General features: G+C 45.5%; 13 protein-coding genes. 6 read left to right on the forward strand and 7 right to left on the reverse strand.

Features of this window, described 5'->3' with window-relative positions; genetic code table 11:
* Window positions 1–18: 18 nt before the first annotated feature.
* Complete coding sequence (locus EXT48_RS02410) at window positions 19–2,688, reverse strand: bifunctional acetate--CoA ligase family protein/GNAT family N-acetyltransferase (RefSeq protein WP_130163474.1); 2,670 nt, start codon at window positions 2,686–2,688, stop codon at window positions 19–21.
* Between the two features lie 145 nt (window positions 2,689–2,833).
* Between EXT48_RS02410 and EXT48_RS02415 the strand changes: the two genes are divergently transcribed.
* Window positions 2,834–3,544 (forward strand): SIMPL domain-containing protein, encoded by a 711-nt coding sequence (locus tag EXT48_RS02415; RefSeq protein ID WP_010374677.1) that lies wholly within the window; start codon window positions 2,834–2,836, stop codon window positions 3,542–3,544.
* Window positions 3,545–3,628: 84 nt separating this feature from the next.
* On the opposite strand, the gene EXT48_RS02420 is transcribed toward EXT48_RS02415, so the two are convergent.
* The 4 genes from EXT48_RS02420 to EXT48_RS02435 all read right to left on the reverse strand — a co-directional run bounded on the left by EXT48_RS02420 (window position 3,629) and on the right by EXT48_RS02435 (window position 6,566).
* Window positions 3,629–4,111 (reverse strand): NYN domain-containing protein, encoded by a 483-nt coding sequence (locus tag EXT48_RS02420; RefSeq protein WP_130163475.1) that lies wholly within the window; start codon window positions 4,109–4,111, stop codon window positions 3,629–3,631.
* Between the two features lie 40 nt (window positions 4,112–4,151).
* On the reverse strand, window positions 4,152–4,841 hold the full coding sequence (locus EXT48_RS02425) for a hypothetical protein (RefSeq protein WP_069022600.1): 690 nt from the start codon (window positions 4,839–4,841) through the stop codon (window positions 4,152–4,154).
* A gap of 73 nt (window positions 4,842–4,914) precedes the next feature.
* Entirely contained in the window at window positions 4,915–5,427 is a 513-nt protein-coding gene (locus EXT48_RS02430) for an NUDIX hydrolase (RefSeq protein ID WP_130163476.1), read from the reverse strand.
* Between the two features lie 86 nt (window positions 5,428–5,513).
* The gene (locus EXT48_RS02435) at window positions 5,514–6,566 is read right to left on the reverse strand and encodes an aldo/keto reductase (RefSeq protein WP_130163477.1); all 1,053 of its coding nucleotides are present in this window, start codon (window positions 6,564–6,566) and stop codon (window positions 5,514–5,516) included.
* 152 nt (window positions 6,567–6,718) lie between these two features.
* Here EXT48_RS02435 and dinB point away from each other — a divergent pair, with 152 nt between their 5' ends.
* The 3 genes from dinB (at window position 6,719) to EXT48_RS02450 (ending at window position 11,256) form a co-directional block, all read left to right on the forward strand.
* Window positions 6,719–7,843: a DNA polymerase IV gene (gene dinB, locus EXT48_RS02440; RefSeq protein ID WP_130163478.1), complete on the forward strand. Its 1,125-nt coding sequence runs from the start codon at window positions 6,719–6,721 to the stop codon at window positions 7,841–7,843.
* Between the two features lie 125 nt (window positions 7,844–7,968).
* Window positions 7,969–9,654 (forward strand): carbon starvation protein A, encoded by a 1,686-nt coding sequence (locus tag EXT48_RS02445; protein ID WP_010374688.1) that lies wholly within the window; start codon window positions 7,969–7,971, stop codon window positions 9,652–9,654.
* Window positions 9,655–9,723: 69 nt separating this feature from the next.
* Window positions 9,724–11,256 (forward strand): leucyl aminopeptidase family protein, encoded by a 1,533-nt coding sequence (locus EXT48_RS02450; RefSeq protein WP_130163479.1) that lies wholly within the window; start codon window positions 9,724–9,726, stop codon window positions 11,254–11,256.
* Between the two features lie 67 nt (window positions 11,257–11,323).
* Here EXT48_RS02450 and EXT48_RS02455 read toward each other — a convergent pair whose 3' ends face one another.
* A complete protein-coding gene (locus EXT48_RS02455; RefSeq protein ID WP_130163480.1) occupies window positions 11,324–12,289 on the reverse strand; it encodes a YihY/virulence factor BrkB family protein in 966 nt (321 codons plus the stop codon).
* 134 nt (window positions 12,290–12,423) lie between these two features.
* Here EXT48_RS02455 and EXT48_RS02460 point away from each other — a divergent pair, with 134 nt between their 5' ends.
* Window positions 12,424–13,539, forward strand: a complete 1,116-nt coding sequence (locus EXT48_RS02460) for a mechanosensitive ion channel family protein (RefSeq protein ID WP_130163481.1) — start codon at window positions 12,424–12,426, stop codon at window positions 13,537–13,539.
* A gap of 78 nt (window positions 13,540–13,617) precedes the next feature.
* On the opposite strand, the gene EXT48_RS02465 is transcribed toward EXT48_RS02460, so the two are convergent.
* Window positions 13,618–14,049 carry an Lrp/AsnC family transcriptional regulator gene (locus EXT48_RS02465; RefSeq protein WP_130163482.1) on the reverse strand — a complete coding sequence of 144 codons (432 nt, stop codon included), beginning with the start codon at window positions 14,047–14,049 and terminating at the stop codon, window positions 13,618–13,620.
* Between the two features lie 163 nt (window positions 14,050–14,212).
* Here EXT48_RS02465 and ctlX point away from each other — a divergent pair, with 163 nt between their 5' ends.
* A complete protein-coding gene (gene ctlX / locus EXT48_RS02470) occupies window positions 14,213–15,124 on the forward strand; it encodes a citrulline utilization hydrolase CtlX (RefSeq protein WP_130163483.1) in 912 nt (303 codons plus the stop codon).
* Window positions 15,125–15,127: the final 3 nt, after the last annotated feature.

Raw genomic sequence — 15,127 nt, forward strand, 5'->3', positions numbered from 1 at the left:
CCCTTATCTTTTTTGTGTTTAGTTTAAGTGTAACACCATCTGAATGGTGCCTTCCTCAAAATCTCGAGATACGGTAAATCCAAGCTTTTTGGCAAGGCCTATCATCCCGCTGTTTTCTGGCAGGGTAATCCCTTCAATGCTTTGTACGCCCTGTTTACGACAGTGTTTTATAGCAGCTTCCATGAGTATGTGTCCAAGCCCAAGTCCTTGGCGATCTGAGCGTACCACTACGGCAAATTCAGCTACTTGGTTATCAGGGTCCATCAGCACGCGTGATACTCCAAGCGTTTGGTAGCTAGATTTATTAGGCACAGTGACGATAAACGCCATTTCTCGGTCGTAGTCAATTTGCGTCATTTTGGCGAGCTGTTCATGATTAAATTGCGGCAGTTCACCAAAGAAGCGGCGGTATCTATCTTCTTTACTTAAAGACTGATCAAATTCTTGGTGCGCTCTTTCATCCTCAGGACGAATAGGTCTTAAGGTTGCAGGGCGGCCATCTTTTAACGTCACGGTTTTTACCAGTTCTCGAGGGTAAGGTCGGATGGCCAAGCGTTTACGGCCAGATATCGGTTCGTATCGTCTGAGCGTAATACTGGCGTCGAGCACTTGGAACTGACCCGAGCAGGCCAAAATAGGATTGAGCTCCATATCAATGATATCGGGTTGGTCGACTACCATTTGAGACACTCGAGTGAGTAGGGCACACAGACGGTATTTATCGACCTTTTCAGGTAGTGCTCGCTCTTTGATAAAGCCTTTATCATGGGCGGCTGCAATCAGGTACTTTGCAAGGTTCATATTCAGTGGTGGTAATGCCACCGCAGCTTGCGAAAAATTAAGCCCGGTGCCTGCTTCACCCAGCAAAATAACAGGGCCAACACCGGGTTCGGTTTTTACTGCTATCCGTAATTCTTGTCCACCAGCGCGTTTTGCCATGCGTTGCAAAGAGAAGCCTTCTATTTCAGCTTCGGGGGCAGCCTCACGGATCCGTAGTAACATCGAAAATGCGGTTTGTTCTACTTCTTCGGCATCGTTGAGGTTGAGTACAACCCCACCCACTTCCGATTTAGAAGGAATATCATGGCTTATCAGTTTGAGTGCAACGGGGAAACCAAGCTGCTGAGCTTGCTCTTTCGCTTCTGAGGGGGTGAGTGCGATTTGTGTCTCTATACATTCTATATCGTAATTAGCCAGCACTTGAGAAGCCAAATGGGTCGCGAGTTTATTGGCACCTGAATTTAAAAAGTCATTGATTAAACGTTTGCTTTGCAGGTGTTGCAGCTGGCCTTCATCACTGTAGGACTCAGGTGTTTGCGTGAGGTGTTTTTGATTTCGGCGGTAGCTCACCAAGTGCATAAAGGCGCCAACTGCGCCTTCGGGTGTACGATAAGTTGGGATCTTAGCATTTGCACATACAAGCCTTGCAGCGTAGGCCGCTTCTTCACCCATAAAGTTTGTCATCACATAAGGGCGTGCCATTTTTGGAATTTTGGCTAGGGTCTGTGCAATGATCTCGGCATAAGCGGTACTTGGCGCAAGTGCTGAAGGAGTATGAATTATCAATAAGTTTTTGACTTCGTCAGCCTTTAATAAAATCTCTAGTGCTTGTTGGTAACGTTTTGGCGAGGAATCACCAAAAATATCTATAGGGTTACAAGCATGATCTGTTTGTGGGATCAGGGCGCTGAGCGCTTGCTTGGTCTGCTCGCTTAGCACCGCCAGTTTGCCTGAGTTCTGCAGTAAGGTATCTACTGCCATAATGCCAGGGCCGCCGCCATTGGTTAAAATGGTCAGCTGTTCTACTTGCAGCAATTTGGGGTGTAAAGCAAGCGTTTGAGTGGCAGCAAATAGCTCCCTAAGATCGTTTACCCTCAGCATACCTGCACGTTGGAACATGGCATCATAAACTGCGTCATCGGAGGTATTGCCGCCGGTGTGATTCAGCGCAGCGATTGCGCCAGCCTTGGTTTTACCGGTTTTTATGGCGATGACGGGCTTACTAAACGCAGCGGCTCGAGCTGCGGAAATAAAGCGCCTAACATCGTCGATATTATCGATGTAAAGCAAAATAGCTTGGGTTTTTGGATCCCGTCCAAGGAAATCAAGTAGTTCGTCGAAATCGATATCAAGGCAATCCCCAACGGAAACAAAGTAAGAAAAGCCGATTTTTTTATGTTGTGCCCAGTCCAGTATGGTTGAACATACCGCCGCCGATTGTGAAATAAAAGCAAGCTTACCGGGTGCTGCAACCGTATGAGAAAAACTGGCATTAATACCCAAGTGAGGAATGAGTAAACCGAGACAATTAGGACCAAGTAAAGTGACCTTCGCTATTTTGGCAGCTTCTTTTAATTGTTGTTTGTGCTGATTATCAAGACCTGCCGCGATGATGATTGCATGTTGACAGCCAATATCACCAAGCTCATTGATGATTTGCACTAGGGTTTGTTTGTTGGTACAAATAACAGCGAGATCAGGGACTTTGGGGAGCTGTTTGATGGCGCTGTAGGCGAGCACTCCATGCACGGCGGTATGCTTTGGGCTGACGGGCATAATGGGCCCTTTAAAACCGCCTTGTAGCAAGTTACGCATTACGATAAAGCCGGCGCGATCAGGATTGTTAGAGGCGCCAATCACCGCGATGGATTGGGGGTTAAAAAATTGGCTAATACGCTTTACGCTCATACTGTTTCCTAGTTCAGCCGCAGCTCATAAGCACCACTCTACCATTTTGCTCGCGGTTTTCGAGTGCAATTAAGGTAGACTTTGATCTATCTCCATAATAATTGTTTGAAAACCATGACTGAGGCGTAACGTTGAGGACAGAGATATGTCTACTATGAGTAAATATTTGGCTCCTGCAGCTTTGCTATCACTAGCGGTGGTAGTGAGCGGTTGGATGGTAAAATCGACCATTCTAGAAGTGAAAGGAATGGAGCGAACGGTAAGTGTAAAAGGCTTATCGGAAAAGGAAGTAACAGCAGACACGGTGATTTGGCCCGTATTTTATCGTGATGCAGATAACGATCTGGAAGCCTTGGTGGAGCGCACGGAAAAGAAAAATGCGGCGATCCGCGCGTTCTTAACCTTGCATGGCTTTGATGCTTCAGAGCTTTCGATATCAGCGCCTTCCATTACGGATAAATACGCCCAAGAGTACGGTCAAAACAATCAAGGATTTCGCTATGTGGCAAAAGCCGGTGTGACTGTGTACTCCAATAATCCAGATAAAGTCTCGCAAGCACTAGGGCAGTTAAGTGAGCTGGCCAAGCAAGGTATTGCTATCACTAAAGACGACTATCAAAATCGGGTTGAATATTTGTTTACTGGTCTTAACGATATTAAGCCTGAAATGGTGCAAGAAGCCACACAAAAAGCACGAGAAGTGGCGGTCAAATTTGCTAAAGATTCCGACTCTGTGCTTGGCAAAATAAAATCGGCAAGGCAAGGACAATTTAGTATTCGCGACAGAGACAGTAATACGCCGCAGATAAAAATCGTGCGTGTCGTGACGAGCGTGGAATATTACTTATCGGATTAAAACGCGTATATTGCGCGACCAAGCAATCGAAAGTGACGAATTCGTCAACAAGCAAAGCCGTTTGTATCAAGGTGCTTTGCTTTTTTATTTCTTGCCAATCAACAATTCGTTTTCGATTGGTATAAACTCACTGGCTGCACGGATCAGTGAAGCGGCGGTAAGCTGCGGCACGCCGTAAACTTCGACTCGGGTATGGTATTTATCTCTGAGCTTATTCGCGAGTAAATCAAAATCACCATCGCCAGTAACTAGAATTATCACATCGGATCCTGACGCGCATTCCATGGCATCAATGGTAATGCCAACATCCCAATCACATTTCGCGGAGCCATCGGCACGTTGAATATAAGGCTTTAACTTCACTTCAAAGCCAATCGCTCGCAAGATATTTTGGAACTGTCTTTGTTTGTCGTCACCCCGTTCGCTGGAATAGGCAATAGCTTGATATACCTCGCGATTAGCCGTTGCTTTGCGCCAAAACGCATTATAGTCAAAGCCTGTTTGGTAGGCTTGCTTGGTGGTGTAATAAACATTTTGGGCGTCAACTAAAATGGTGGCTTTTTCCATAATGGATTCTTCGCAATAGATTTGCTTTATGATAGCAAGATTAGCGTTTGTTTAGCCATTTACTCATCGCGGCATCATAGGCTTTTTTGATGGCACCGCCATCGCAAGGGCGAGGCGCAGTACGCCAATTCTTATTTAATCCTTCCGGTGTAGGAATACTCGGATCGGGCCTAACTTCAGCGTAACACAGGCCATTTTCACGGTAGACTGTGTATTGGGGCGTAGACTCGAGTTGCTCTCTTTGTATGCTCGCAGCAGTGGTTTGATGCGTTTTAGGTACGGTGAGCCGCTGTGGCTTTTCTTGGCTTTGGCTGAGTACAGCGTCACTCGGAGCGCGCTCTAAAAGTTGCTGACGAAATTGAGAGATTGCTTTGCGATGGTCTAATTTTTTAGGTTGCGTGACGACCGCTGCTTTGGTTATGTGCTTAGTTGTACTTTCAACCGTAGGCTTTTTTGGTTCTGCTTGTGCAGTTTTTGGTACTTCAACCGTATCGTCCGGCAGCGTCGGTTTTAACTCCTCTACTGGCTTATCTTCAGTTATCTTCGGTGTTGCAATACGCTCCATCTTGGGCTTGGCAGGCTCAATAACCAAATAGGTTTTCATTGCCTTAATTTCTTCAGGCTTTGAGGGGATATAAATACTTTGCTGCAGATACCAGCCGAGCAGTAGATGCAGCACAATAGAGGCGATAATGGTGAAACTAATCAGGTTGTGTTGGAGCAGCCGCATTATTCTTATTAAATCCTTGAGTCATGCGGAGTTAGAGCTTAATAAAGACTTAATTGTTCCCTCAATAGGCAAATTAATCTGTGACTAATTGCGCGGAAATGTGTTTTAGCAAAGTGAGTTCACGTAAAACGGACATCCCTTTGTTATTCGCATCATTGAGTTTTGCTTCGTTATGCGCGATGGCTTGGTTTATATTGATCCACACCGGCTTCATACCATTGGCGCGTTCATAATCCTCCATAGCTGGCGCATCAAATTCGCCACAAATCTCACAAACGTAGCAATAAGAAATAATATGCACATTGTCATGATCGGGTTTATACCAAGGGCGGTACTCTTCATAGCGGCCAAACGGCGTCAACCCTGTGATGGATACTGCACCCGTTTCTTCTTTTAGCTCGCGCTCCAATGCTGCTTCTAAGCTTTCACCCTCGTCGACGCCGCCACCTGGCAAGGTGTAATCGTCATAACGTTTGGTGTAAAGCATAAGGATGTCGTTGCCTCTAAGGACAATGGCGCGAGTGGTCTTTCTGGTAAAGCAGCTGCCTTGAAGCGGAATGACTGGGGTGTTGTTTAAGCTTTGCATGGGGGTTTTAACTTCAATCTAGGTAACAAAGATGGGTTTACAAGGTGATACGCCAGCGTAAAAGCGGCGTATCGCGAATGAAGACATTAAAACGGAGCTGGGTACGCTTTAAATACTGTATCAATCTCGGCTAAAGATTCTGCACATAGCGGCTGTTCAAACGCTTGAATATTTTCTTTAAGCTGTGCCATGGTTGTCGCGCCGATGATGGTTGAAGTCACGCCATCGACTTGATTGCACCAAGCTAGCGCCAGTTGTGCTGCAGTCATATTAAATTCTTTGGCGATCTCTAAATATTTTGCAACGGCTTCTTGTGCTAGTTGTGTGTCCCTAAATAGGCCTTGTCTTTGCACTAAGGTAAAGCGGCTGCCTTCAGGTCTTGCGCCCCCTAAATACTTACCGCTCAGCATCCCACCAGCCAATGGCGACCAAGGTAAATAGGCAATATCTTCGTTTACGCAACTCTCAATCAAGTAAGGCCAATCTTTGGCATGTAGCAAGCTAAACTCATTTTGAATCGAAACCGGCTTAGGTAGGTCGTGCTGCATCGCCAAATTAAGGTAAGTGTGAATGCCCCAAGGCGTATCATCAGAAAGACCCCAATGGCGAATTTTACCTGCTTTAATACAGCTCGCTAAGCCTTCTAAAATATCTAGCATGCCAACGCGTTCTTCGTCGCGGTCAAGCGCGCTCAAAGGCACCATGCCTGGCCATTGTTTACCAAAGTGCGGTGAAGTACGGTTTGGCCAATGTAGTTGGTAGAGGTCGATATAGTCGGTATTCAGGCGCGCTAAAGAATCATCCACTGCTTGGATCACTGATTGTCCCGTAATAGGGCCGCCTTCTCGGATCCAAGGCAAACCGCTTCCCGCAATCTTGGTTGCAAGCACGAGCTTTTCGCGCTTTTCTTGGTGGCGCTTAAGCCAATTGCCAATGATGGCTTCGGTTTTACCATAGGTTTCAGGTGAGGGAGGGACCGCATACATTTCAGCGGTATCAATGAAGTTAATACCACGGCTTAGTGCATAATTGATTTGCTCGTCGGCATCATGCTGGTTGTTTTGTACGCCCCAAGTCATGCTTCCTAAACAAATACGTGAAACTTCTAATGGGCTACTACCAAGTCGTGAGTACTTCATGCAGGCTCCTGATTGATTGCTGAATGATTAAATATAGCCAAAGTAACGGATTTAGTACTTTGAACTGTATTGATATTGTTAGCATTATCTCTGTTTTGCAGTGCAACTTGCAACAGACATCCACACAAGTATAGCCCAGAACACTAAGGCTTATGTTCAAGATTGCAACAGTTGGAAAATTAGCACATAATGAACACTGTTTATTTAGACAGTATTTTAACGTGCGTAAATTTATTCATATTGATATGGACGCGTTCTATGCATCGGTAGAAATGCGCGATAACCCCGAGCTTGCAAAGGTGCCGATGGCGATTGGTGGTCGTAGCCATCGCGGGGTGCTATCTACGGCTAACTATATTGCTCGGCAATATGGCGTGCGCTCAGCCATGTCGAATTATCAAGCGAAAAAACTCTGCCCTCAGCTGGTGATTGTACCGGGGAGAATGGAGGTCTATAAGGCAATATCGCAACAAATTCGCGCTATTTTTGCCCGTTATACTGAGCTCATTGAGCCACTGTCTTTGGATGAAGCCTATCTAGATGTCACTGAGTGTCAGCAATGTAATGGCAGTGCAACGCTTATTGCCGAGCAGATCCGAGCGGATATAGTTGCAGAAACGGGCCTTACTGCTTCAGCGGGAATTGCGCCAATCAAGTTTTTAGCCAAAATTGCCAGCGATGAAAACAAGCCCAATGGTCAGTGTGTGATCCCGCCTCACCAAGTGAGCGCTTTTATTGATGCGTTACCCCTTAAAAAAATTCCAGGTGTAGGTAAAGTGACTCAACAACGTTTGCTAGCCATGGGGCTTGAGTATGGCCGAGATATTAAGGCACTGTCTGAAATTCAGTTACGCCAATCATTTGGCAAGTTTGGCGCTGTATTATGGCGGCGTTGTCAAGGTATTGATGAGCGCCGAGTTGAGACCGATAGAGTGCGCAAATCGATAGGCGTTGAAACCACATTTGCAGAAGACACGCTTGACCTTGATACTTTAAAGCAAGTCATAAAAGAAAAACTGTTACCTGAACTGACTCGCCGAGCACAGCCTTATTTACAGCGCGGCTTTAATAAGCTTGGCGTTAAAGTGAAGTTTTACGATTTCACCCAAACCACCAAAGAATGCCAATACCAGCATATTGATTTGCCCGTTTTCGAGGAATTATTGATTGAGGCGATGTCACGGCAAAAGTTTAAACCTGTGCGCCTCGTGGGCTTGCACTTAGGGCTAAATGAAAAGTCTAACACACAAGCTCAATTGGGACTTTTTGATGGCTAATTCTGACCTACCTAGACTAAAAGATAACTGCAATTAGTTTAATTTGTGCTAGCTTCGAAGTTGTCGTGCAACAAACTAATCACGCCAACTGCGTGTAATTAAAACAACAACAAGAGGTAAGCATTATGCAATCCATAATGATCGTACTCTTCGGCATCATAGGGATGTTATTTGGATGGTTTGTCTATTCCAAATTTATTGCTGAAAAAATATTTAAAATGGATGACAACTTTGTCACGCCGGCTCATGAGCTTGAGGACGGCGTAGATTATGTTCCTACCAACAAAGTGGTATTGTGGGGGCATCACTTTACTTCAGTCGCAGGCGCAGCGCCCATTGTAGGTCCAGCTATCGCTGTTTATTGGGGTTGGGTGCCAGCAGTACTTTGGGTTGTATTCGGTACTATATTCTTTGCGGGTGTCCATGATATGGGCGCGTTGTGGGCAAGTGCTCGCCATAAAGGCAAGTCGATGGGCGCGTTGTCTGAAAGCGTGATTGGCAAGCGCACGCGTTCATTGTTTATGATAGTGGTCTTCCTTGTACTGCTCATGGTAAATGCCGTGTTCGGCGTGGTGATCGCAAACTCCTTCGTAGGTAACCCAAATGCGGTATTTCCCGCTTGGTCTGCTATCGTCGTGGCGCTTATCATCGGGCAATTACTGAAACGCAAAGTGCCGCTAGTACCACTCTGTATTATCGGGGTTATTGTGCTCTACGCGACCATTTATATGGGCAGTAGTATGCCGATTACCTTACCAACCGAAATGTTTGGTCTAAGCGACAAAGCCAATTGGATAATCATTCTGTTTATATATGCTGCCGTGGCGTCATTGTTACCGGTTTGGATGCTATTACAACCTCGTGACTTTATTAATGGAATGCAGCTGTTAGTGGGATTGATCCTGCTTTATGGTGCAGTCTTTGTGGTCATGCCTGATATCACTGCGCCTGCGTTTAATACCCAAACGGTAGAAAACACCCCGAGTATTATCCCCTTGCTGTTTGTGACTATTGCTTGTGGTGCGGTATCTGGTTTCCACGGTATTGTTTCGTCGGGAACGAGTTCAAAACAACTAGACAAAGAAAAAGACGGCCGTTTTGTCGGCTACTTAGGTGCAGTTGGTGAAGGCTCACTTGCACTTATCACTTTGGTCGCCGTGAGTGGCGTGATGCTTGCTGTATCACCTGAAGAGTGGCACGAAATTTATAGTCATCTTGGTGCAGGCAGTGTATCAGCCTTTATTAACGGTGGCTCAAATCTTATCAGTACAGGTTGGGGACTACCAGTCGAAATCGCATCAACCCTACTTGCTGTTATGGTTGTACTTTTTGCAGGCACCACTATGGATTCTGGCGTTAGACTTCAGCGTTATATTATTCAAGAGTGGGGCGAGATCTATAACATCAAGTTCCTGAACAACGGTATCATCGCGACTTTGTTGGCCGTTGCATGCTGTTTGCTACTCGCCTTTGGCGCTGGTGGCGCATCGGGTAGTGGTGGTATGGTGATTTGGCCGCTGTTTGGTTCAACCAACCAAATCTTGGCAAGCTTAACCTTGTTGGTTATCTCAGTATATCTTATCAAACTAGGGCGCCCCGCTAAGTACACCTTGATCCCTATGGTATTTGTGCTGGTGATGGCGTTTTTTGCCGGAGTGATCAAGCTAGGTGAATACTATCAAAAAGGCAATTGGCTGTTGGTTGTGCTTGACGTTATCGTGCTGGTGGTCAGTATTTTGGTGATGTTAGAAGCTTGGTCTGTGATCAGCAAAACCAAAGCGAAACCAGATGAAGCCCGTGATATGTCGTAGTTCCCTTGGAACTTGACCACAAATCACCTATAGTCGGCCCTAATTCTAATATAGAAAAGGGCCGTTTTTATGTCTTTTCCAATCGCATTACCTTGTAACACCCTATTTGAAAGCGATGCAGATGCTATCGTTGTTGTTACTCATGATATTCAAAACCTTGGCAGTGCAGAGCTTGACGAAGTTGCTGCACCATTTTTAGCTGTGGATGCGCGCATTGCGCAAAAGGCAAGCCTGCTTGTTTCAGACAAAGTACCTGGCAAGCGTTTGGTGATTGCGCCAACCGGACCACTCGATAGAGATTACGATGACGTTCGCCGTTACTTTGAAGCGGCAAAAGCTGGTATTTTAGAAGCGAAAGCGGCTGGTGCGGTAAAACCTGTGCTTGCTGTTGTAAATGTGCCTGTCGATGCTCGTTACGAAAATGCGCGTGCAGTCAGCTTTTTAGGTGCTTGCCAAGGCTTATGGCAGCCATTAGAAGCACGTGAGTACCGTGGCGAAGCGATTGAACCAATCGAAGCGATTTATGTTTTTGAGGCGTCAGCACAATGCTGCGATCAACTGAGTGCAATCGCTGCAGGCCAATATGCTGCGCGTGATTTGTGTGGTACAGAACCAGAGCGCATGGCACCACCTCGTTTTGCTGACTACTGTGTTGAGCTATTTCAAGGTTCAGCGGTAAACGTTGAGGTTATCGCTGACCGCAAAGTTATGGATGAGCAATATCCACTCCTAAGCACGGTAGCGCGTGCCTCTTACGCCGTTGAGCGCCACCATCCTCGTGTTGTAAAAATGGCATACGAGCCTGAAGGTGACGTCGAACGTACTCTTATCTTTGTTGGCAAAGGTCTTGTGTACGATACTGGCGGTGCAGACTTGAAAGTGGGCGGTTTTATGGCGGGCATGAGCCGTGACAAAGGCGGTGCGGCGTCAGTGGTTGGTTTTATGGAAGCGGTTGCTAAGTACCAGCCAAAAGGTATTAAGGTTATTGCATATCTTGCTGTGGTTCGTAACTCGATTGGTTCTGACTGTTTCGTGCCGGATGAAATCATTGAGAGCAGAGAAGGCGTTCGCGTTCGTATTGGTAACACCGATGCGGAAGGTCGCTTGGCGATGGGGGATTTACTCAGTGAAGCGAAAGACTTAGCACTGGGTGAGAAAAACCCTGAGATCTTTACGGTTGCAACACTGACAGGTCATGCGGCGCGCGCTATGGGTCCTTACAGTGCCTATGTTGAGAATGGTCCTGCACGAGCAGCACAAGTATCTCGCAAGATTGCAGATATGGGCGACCTATGGGCTGATTGCGCAGAAGTATCGCGTAGCCGACGCGAAGACTATGACTTTGTAAAACCACGCACCCTTGCGGATGATGTGCTATCGAGCAACAACGCACCATCTGCGGTTACCGCTCGTGGTCACCAATTCCCAATGGCATTTTTGGCAATCGTTGGTGGCCTAGACAAGCATGGTTGTAATGCAGAATTGCCAATTCCGTATGTACACATGGATATTGCAGGTAGCGGCGTTGAAGGTGGCGACTGGCAGCATGGCAAACCAACCGCTGCAACCGTTGCAAGCTTGTTTGCTAGGTACTGCATCTAACAGATAATCGTTTAAAAGGGAGCGAATTTGCTTCCTTTTTTATGCCTATAATCCATTCCACGTATCGTTATTGCTTTTCTTGACGCTGTCTTGTCGTTAAATTATCAGCCACAAATGCGCCTCGTTGTCCTCTCACTTTCTCAGGACCTACGGTACTATCTTTTAAAGTTTGTAGTTCAGTACTGGCATTTAGTGCGGCACCAAAAATAATGATGTATGCGCTTAAGTATAACCACATCATCATAATGACAACGCCACCTAATGAGCCATAAGTTTCATTGTAAGAAGCGAACTGCGCGACGTAATATGAAAATCCCAATGACGCTAAGATCCATAAACCGGTTGCGGTAAACGAGCCGAGTGTTATCCAACGCCATTTTGCGGCTCTGCGATGTGGTGCATAACGATAAACAAACGCCAAAGAAAAGTGAAATAGCGCTGCTAAAATAGACCAAGTGATTATCTGGATAATCGAATCGAGTGCTGTGGTAAATCCTACGAGGTTAAGCACAATCGGTAAAATCCCGATAATAGACAACGCCACAATCGCGACGAAAATCGCCCCCACAGAAAACAAAAAGCGCACCACTAGCGCTTGCAAAAACTGCCTTTTATTGTGCTCATGATACGTAATGTTGCAGGCTGTAATCAATGCTTGGCAGCCTTTACTGCTACTCCAGATTGTTAAAAAGAGGGTAAAAATAGCACCTAGACTTAGGCTTGCCTGCGATTTTTGAGTGAGCGCCTTGAGTTGTTGCAACATAATTTCTTGGCTGGATGGTGGTAAGAGCTCAATTAGCGGCAGTAGCTGATCAACCATTTCTGCAGGAGAAGAAAAATAGGCATAGATAGAAACGACGGCTGCTAATGCGGGAAATATTGCCAGCAGAGCATAAAATGCCACTCCAGCGGCAACCAGGGATAAATTATCTTGGGATAAGCTGTGATATAGCCGTTTACTGACATCCCACCAACCGAGTGCTGGAATATCACTTGGCCTGTCTGCATTAAAGCCATGTTTATGAGCTGCCATTGGTCTTTCCTAAATCAATTCTGGGCCTGTTGTTCTAAAGTGATATACAGCAAAAGGTTTGCCAATCTCGTTTGGCGTTATATTTGCTACTAGTCAACTCGTGACCTTGTCAATAAAAACCCAAAGAGTGCAATATGGAAATCAATAATATTATTAAAAATCAAATGACTAATATGATTCAGACGGCAGCTTCTCGCGAAGCGACTGAAGCCGTGAGCACATCAGATACGCTAAGTTTAAGCGCACAGGTTGTGCACTTTTTACAAACCGCATGGCAATTATTACCTGCTCTGGCGTTGGGGATTATGGTTATTGTGCTTTGTTATTATTTAGCGCGGCCAATCTCTTATCTTTTGATTAAACCCATAGGTTATGTCAGTAAAAGTCGATTATTGCATCTCGTCACTCGCCGTTTTATCAGTGTGTTAGTCATATTTTTTGGTATTTATATCTTTTTGCGCTTGGCCGGATTGAGTGAGTTTGCCGTCGCAGTAATGAGTGGCACTGGGCTTGTCGGTCTTATTCTTGGGTTTGCGTTTCGTGATATCGCCGAGAACTTTATTTCGAGTATGTTACTTAGTGTCCAACGCCCGTTTAGAATTGATGACGTTATTGAAGTGGATAACCGTTTGGGGATCGTTAAAAAGGTCACCGCCCGCGCAACGACCTTAGTTGATTATGATGGCAATCACATTCAAATACCCAATGCTACCGTCTACAAGAATGTAATTAAAAACTTTACTGCCAATCCCAAAACGCGTGGACACTTTAAGATTGGTATTGGTTATGACAACGATATTCGCCTGACGCAGCAAATTGCAATTGACTTACTTAAAGAACAAAGCGCGGTTTTAAACGACCCGCCACCTCAGGTTCTACTTGAAGCCTTAGGCTCTGCGACTATCAATCTTACCATTTATTTTTGGGTCAATAGCGAACAACATAGCCCGATCAAAGTGGCGTCTCAGCTCATGCGAGAAACCGTTAATTGCTTTACTGCACACGGAATTAGCATGCCTGACGATGCCAGAGAGCGGATAATCATAGCTGCAAATAATGAAACGCAAGGAGCAACCAAAGAAGCGACTAATAATTTGAGTAGTAGCAATGGAGTCTCCGTGAAACAAAAGAGTAAAGCCATAATAAGTGCGGTAGATGCGGATATTGACGATGTGAGTAGCGATGTAGATGAGATCAGAGAACAAGCCGAACGTGCTCGAAGCCCAGAAGAAGGGGACAATATTATTTAGCGGTAAATTAGGGCCTGTTGAGCTTTAGTTTATTTAGGACAATTGATTCACTTACCCTAATCTAAACGCCATCGAGCTTTACGTACTCGATAGCAAAATACTAGTTTCACTATTTAAAATGCCATCAATCTCTCGAACTTGCCTCAGTACACCATCGAATTCACTGAGGTTAGCGGCTTGCACTTCAGCGATTAAATCCCATGCCCCGTTCGTGGTATGAATTTTACTGAGTTCGGGGATCCCTCGCAGTGCATTAATCACTTGCGTGGTGGATTTACCACTCACTTCTATCATCATAATAGCGCGCACAAGCTCGGACTCGATATGTTCATGAACCCGTACAGTAAAGCCTTGAATTGCACCACTGGAAATGAGTCTATCTAAACGGTTTTGTACGGTGCCACGAGACACATCGAGCGTCGTGGCTAAGGTTGAAATGGCTGCTCGGCCATCTTTGCGCAATTCAGCAATCAAGGCTTTATCAAGCGCATCATATAGATAAGGAGTCATAGTACGGCTTTGTGGTTTTTTGTTGTATTAGTCTATTTGTATAATTCAACTTAGCAAAGTGATAGAAAATTGCACGAATTGTATAAGATTTTGGCATTTAAATTGTCTTGTGGTGTGGTTACACTGATATTGAGTATGACAACGCCCAAATGATGAGTGCAGTATGACAACGATATTCCAAGCACCAAGAGCTGTGGTGATGATCCGCCCACACCATTTCACTTCGAATCCGCAAACCATGCAAGATAACGCGTTTCAGCAAGCTTGCAGTGAAAACAATCCTAACAACAGAGCCTATGTTGAGGTCAGTAACGCCGTGCAAGCATTAGAGTTGGCTGGCGTGAAAGTGCACTTATTTGAAGATACCTCCACAGACACGCCAGACTCGGTCTTTCCAAATAACTGGTTTTCGACGCATAGCGATGGTCAGTTAACGATTTATCCTATGTACGCCTTGAATCGACGATTGGAGATCCGTCGCGATATTATCGATTTTCTGAGTGCTCACTATCAGGTGACAAACATCAATGATTATAGTCACCTAACTGCTGAAGAAATATTCCTTGAAGGCACCGGCTCTATGGTTATCGATCATAAAGCAAAAGTGGCCTATGCAGTAGAATCCAAGCGCACTAACGCCGTGTTAGTTAATCAAGTTTGCGAGCAGTTGGGACTACAGGCAGAGATATTTAATGCCTATGATAAGAATGAAGTGCCTGTTTATCACACCAATGTCTTAATGTGTGTCGCCACCGATTTCGCCATGATATGCCTAGATATGGTGCCAGAATATCAGCGGGCACAGCTTATTAATCGTTTTACGCAAAGCGGCCACACCCTGATTGCGCTATCTTATCTGCAGATCCAACATTTTTGCGGCAATGCGATTGAGCTACAAGGCAGTATGGGACGCATACTCGCGCTTTCCACAACGGCTTATCAGGCGTTGTTGCCTGAGCAAATTGCTGTCATTGAAAAGTCAGCTAAGCTAGTTGCTATCGATATACCGACAATTGAAGCCGCAGGTGGCTCGGTGCGTTGTATGATTGCTGGAGTCCATTTAAATAACCGTTAAATA

It is taken from the genome of Pseudoalteromonas sp. CO348, from assembly GCF_004208845.1.
Taxonomy (GTDB): Bacteria; Pseudomonadota; Gammaproteobacteria; order Enterobacterales; family Alteromonadaceae; genus Pseudoalteromonas; species Pseudoalteromonas maricaloris.

What these genes read in the sequence shown, in the direction of transcription:
- EXT48_RS02425 (WP_069022600.1), bottom strand. Translation starts at nt 4,841, where the DNA reads ATGCGGCTGCTCCAACACAACCTGATTAGTTTCACCATTATCGCCTCT.
- EXT48_RS02435 (WP_130163477.1), bottom strand. Translation starts at nt 6,566, where the DNA reads ATGAAGTACTCACGACTTGGTAGTAGCCCATTAGAAGTTTCACGTATT.
- EXT48_RS02415 (WP_010374677.1), top strand. Translation starts at nt 2,834, where the DNA reads ATGTCTACTATGAGTAAATATTTGGCTCCTGCAGCTTTGCTATCACTA.
- EXT48_RS02465 (WP_130163482.1), bottom strand. Translation starts at nt 14,049, where the DNA reads ATGACTCCTTATCTATATGATGCGCTTGATAAAGCCTTGATTGCTGAA.
- dinB (WP_130163478.1), top strand. Translation starts at nt 6,719, where the DNA reads ATGTTCAAGATTGCAACAGTTGGAAAATTAGCACATAATGAACACTGT.
- EXT48_RS02450 (WP_130163479.1), top strand. Translation starts at nt 9,724, where the DNA reads ATGTCTTTTCCAATCGCATTACCTTGTAACACCCTATTTGAAAGCGAT.
- EXT48_RS02430 (WP_130163476.1), bottom strand. Translation starts at nt 5,427, where the DNA reads ATGCAAAGCTTAAACAACACCCCAGTCATTCCGCTTCAAGGCAGCTGC.
- EXT48_RS02445 (WP_010374688.1), top strand. Translation starts at nt 7,969, where the DNA reads ATGCAATCCATAATGATCGTACTCTTCGGCATCATAGGGATGTTATTT.
- EXT48_RS02410 (WP_130163474.1), bottom strand. Translation starts at nt 2,688, where the DNA reads ATGAGCGTAAAGCGTATTAGCCAATTTTTTAACCCCCAATCCATCGCG.
- ctlX (WP_130163483.1), top strand. Translation starts at nt 14,213, where the DNA reads ATGACAACGATATTCCAAGCACCAAGAGCTGTGGTGATGATCCGCCCA.
- EXT48_RS02455 (WP_130163480.1), bottom strand. Translation starts at nt 12,289, where the DNA reads ATGGCAGCTCATAAACATGGCTTTAATGCAGACAGGCCAAGTGATATT.
- EXT48_RS02420 (WP_130163475.1), bottom strand. Translation starts at nt 4,111, where the DNA reads ATGGAAAAAGCCACCATTTTAGTTGACGCCCAAAATGTTTATTACACC.
- EXT48_RS02460 (WP_130163481.1), top strand. Translation starts at nt 12,424, where the DNA reads ATGGAAATCAATAATATTATTAAAAATCAAATGACTAATATGATTCAG.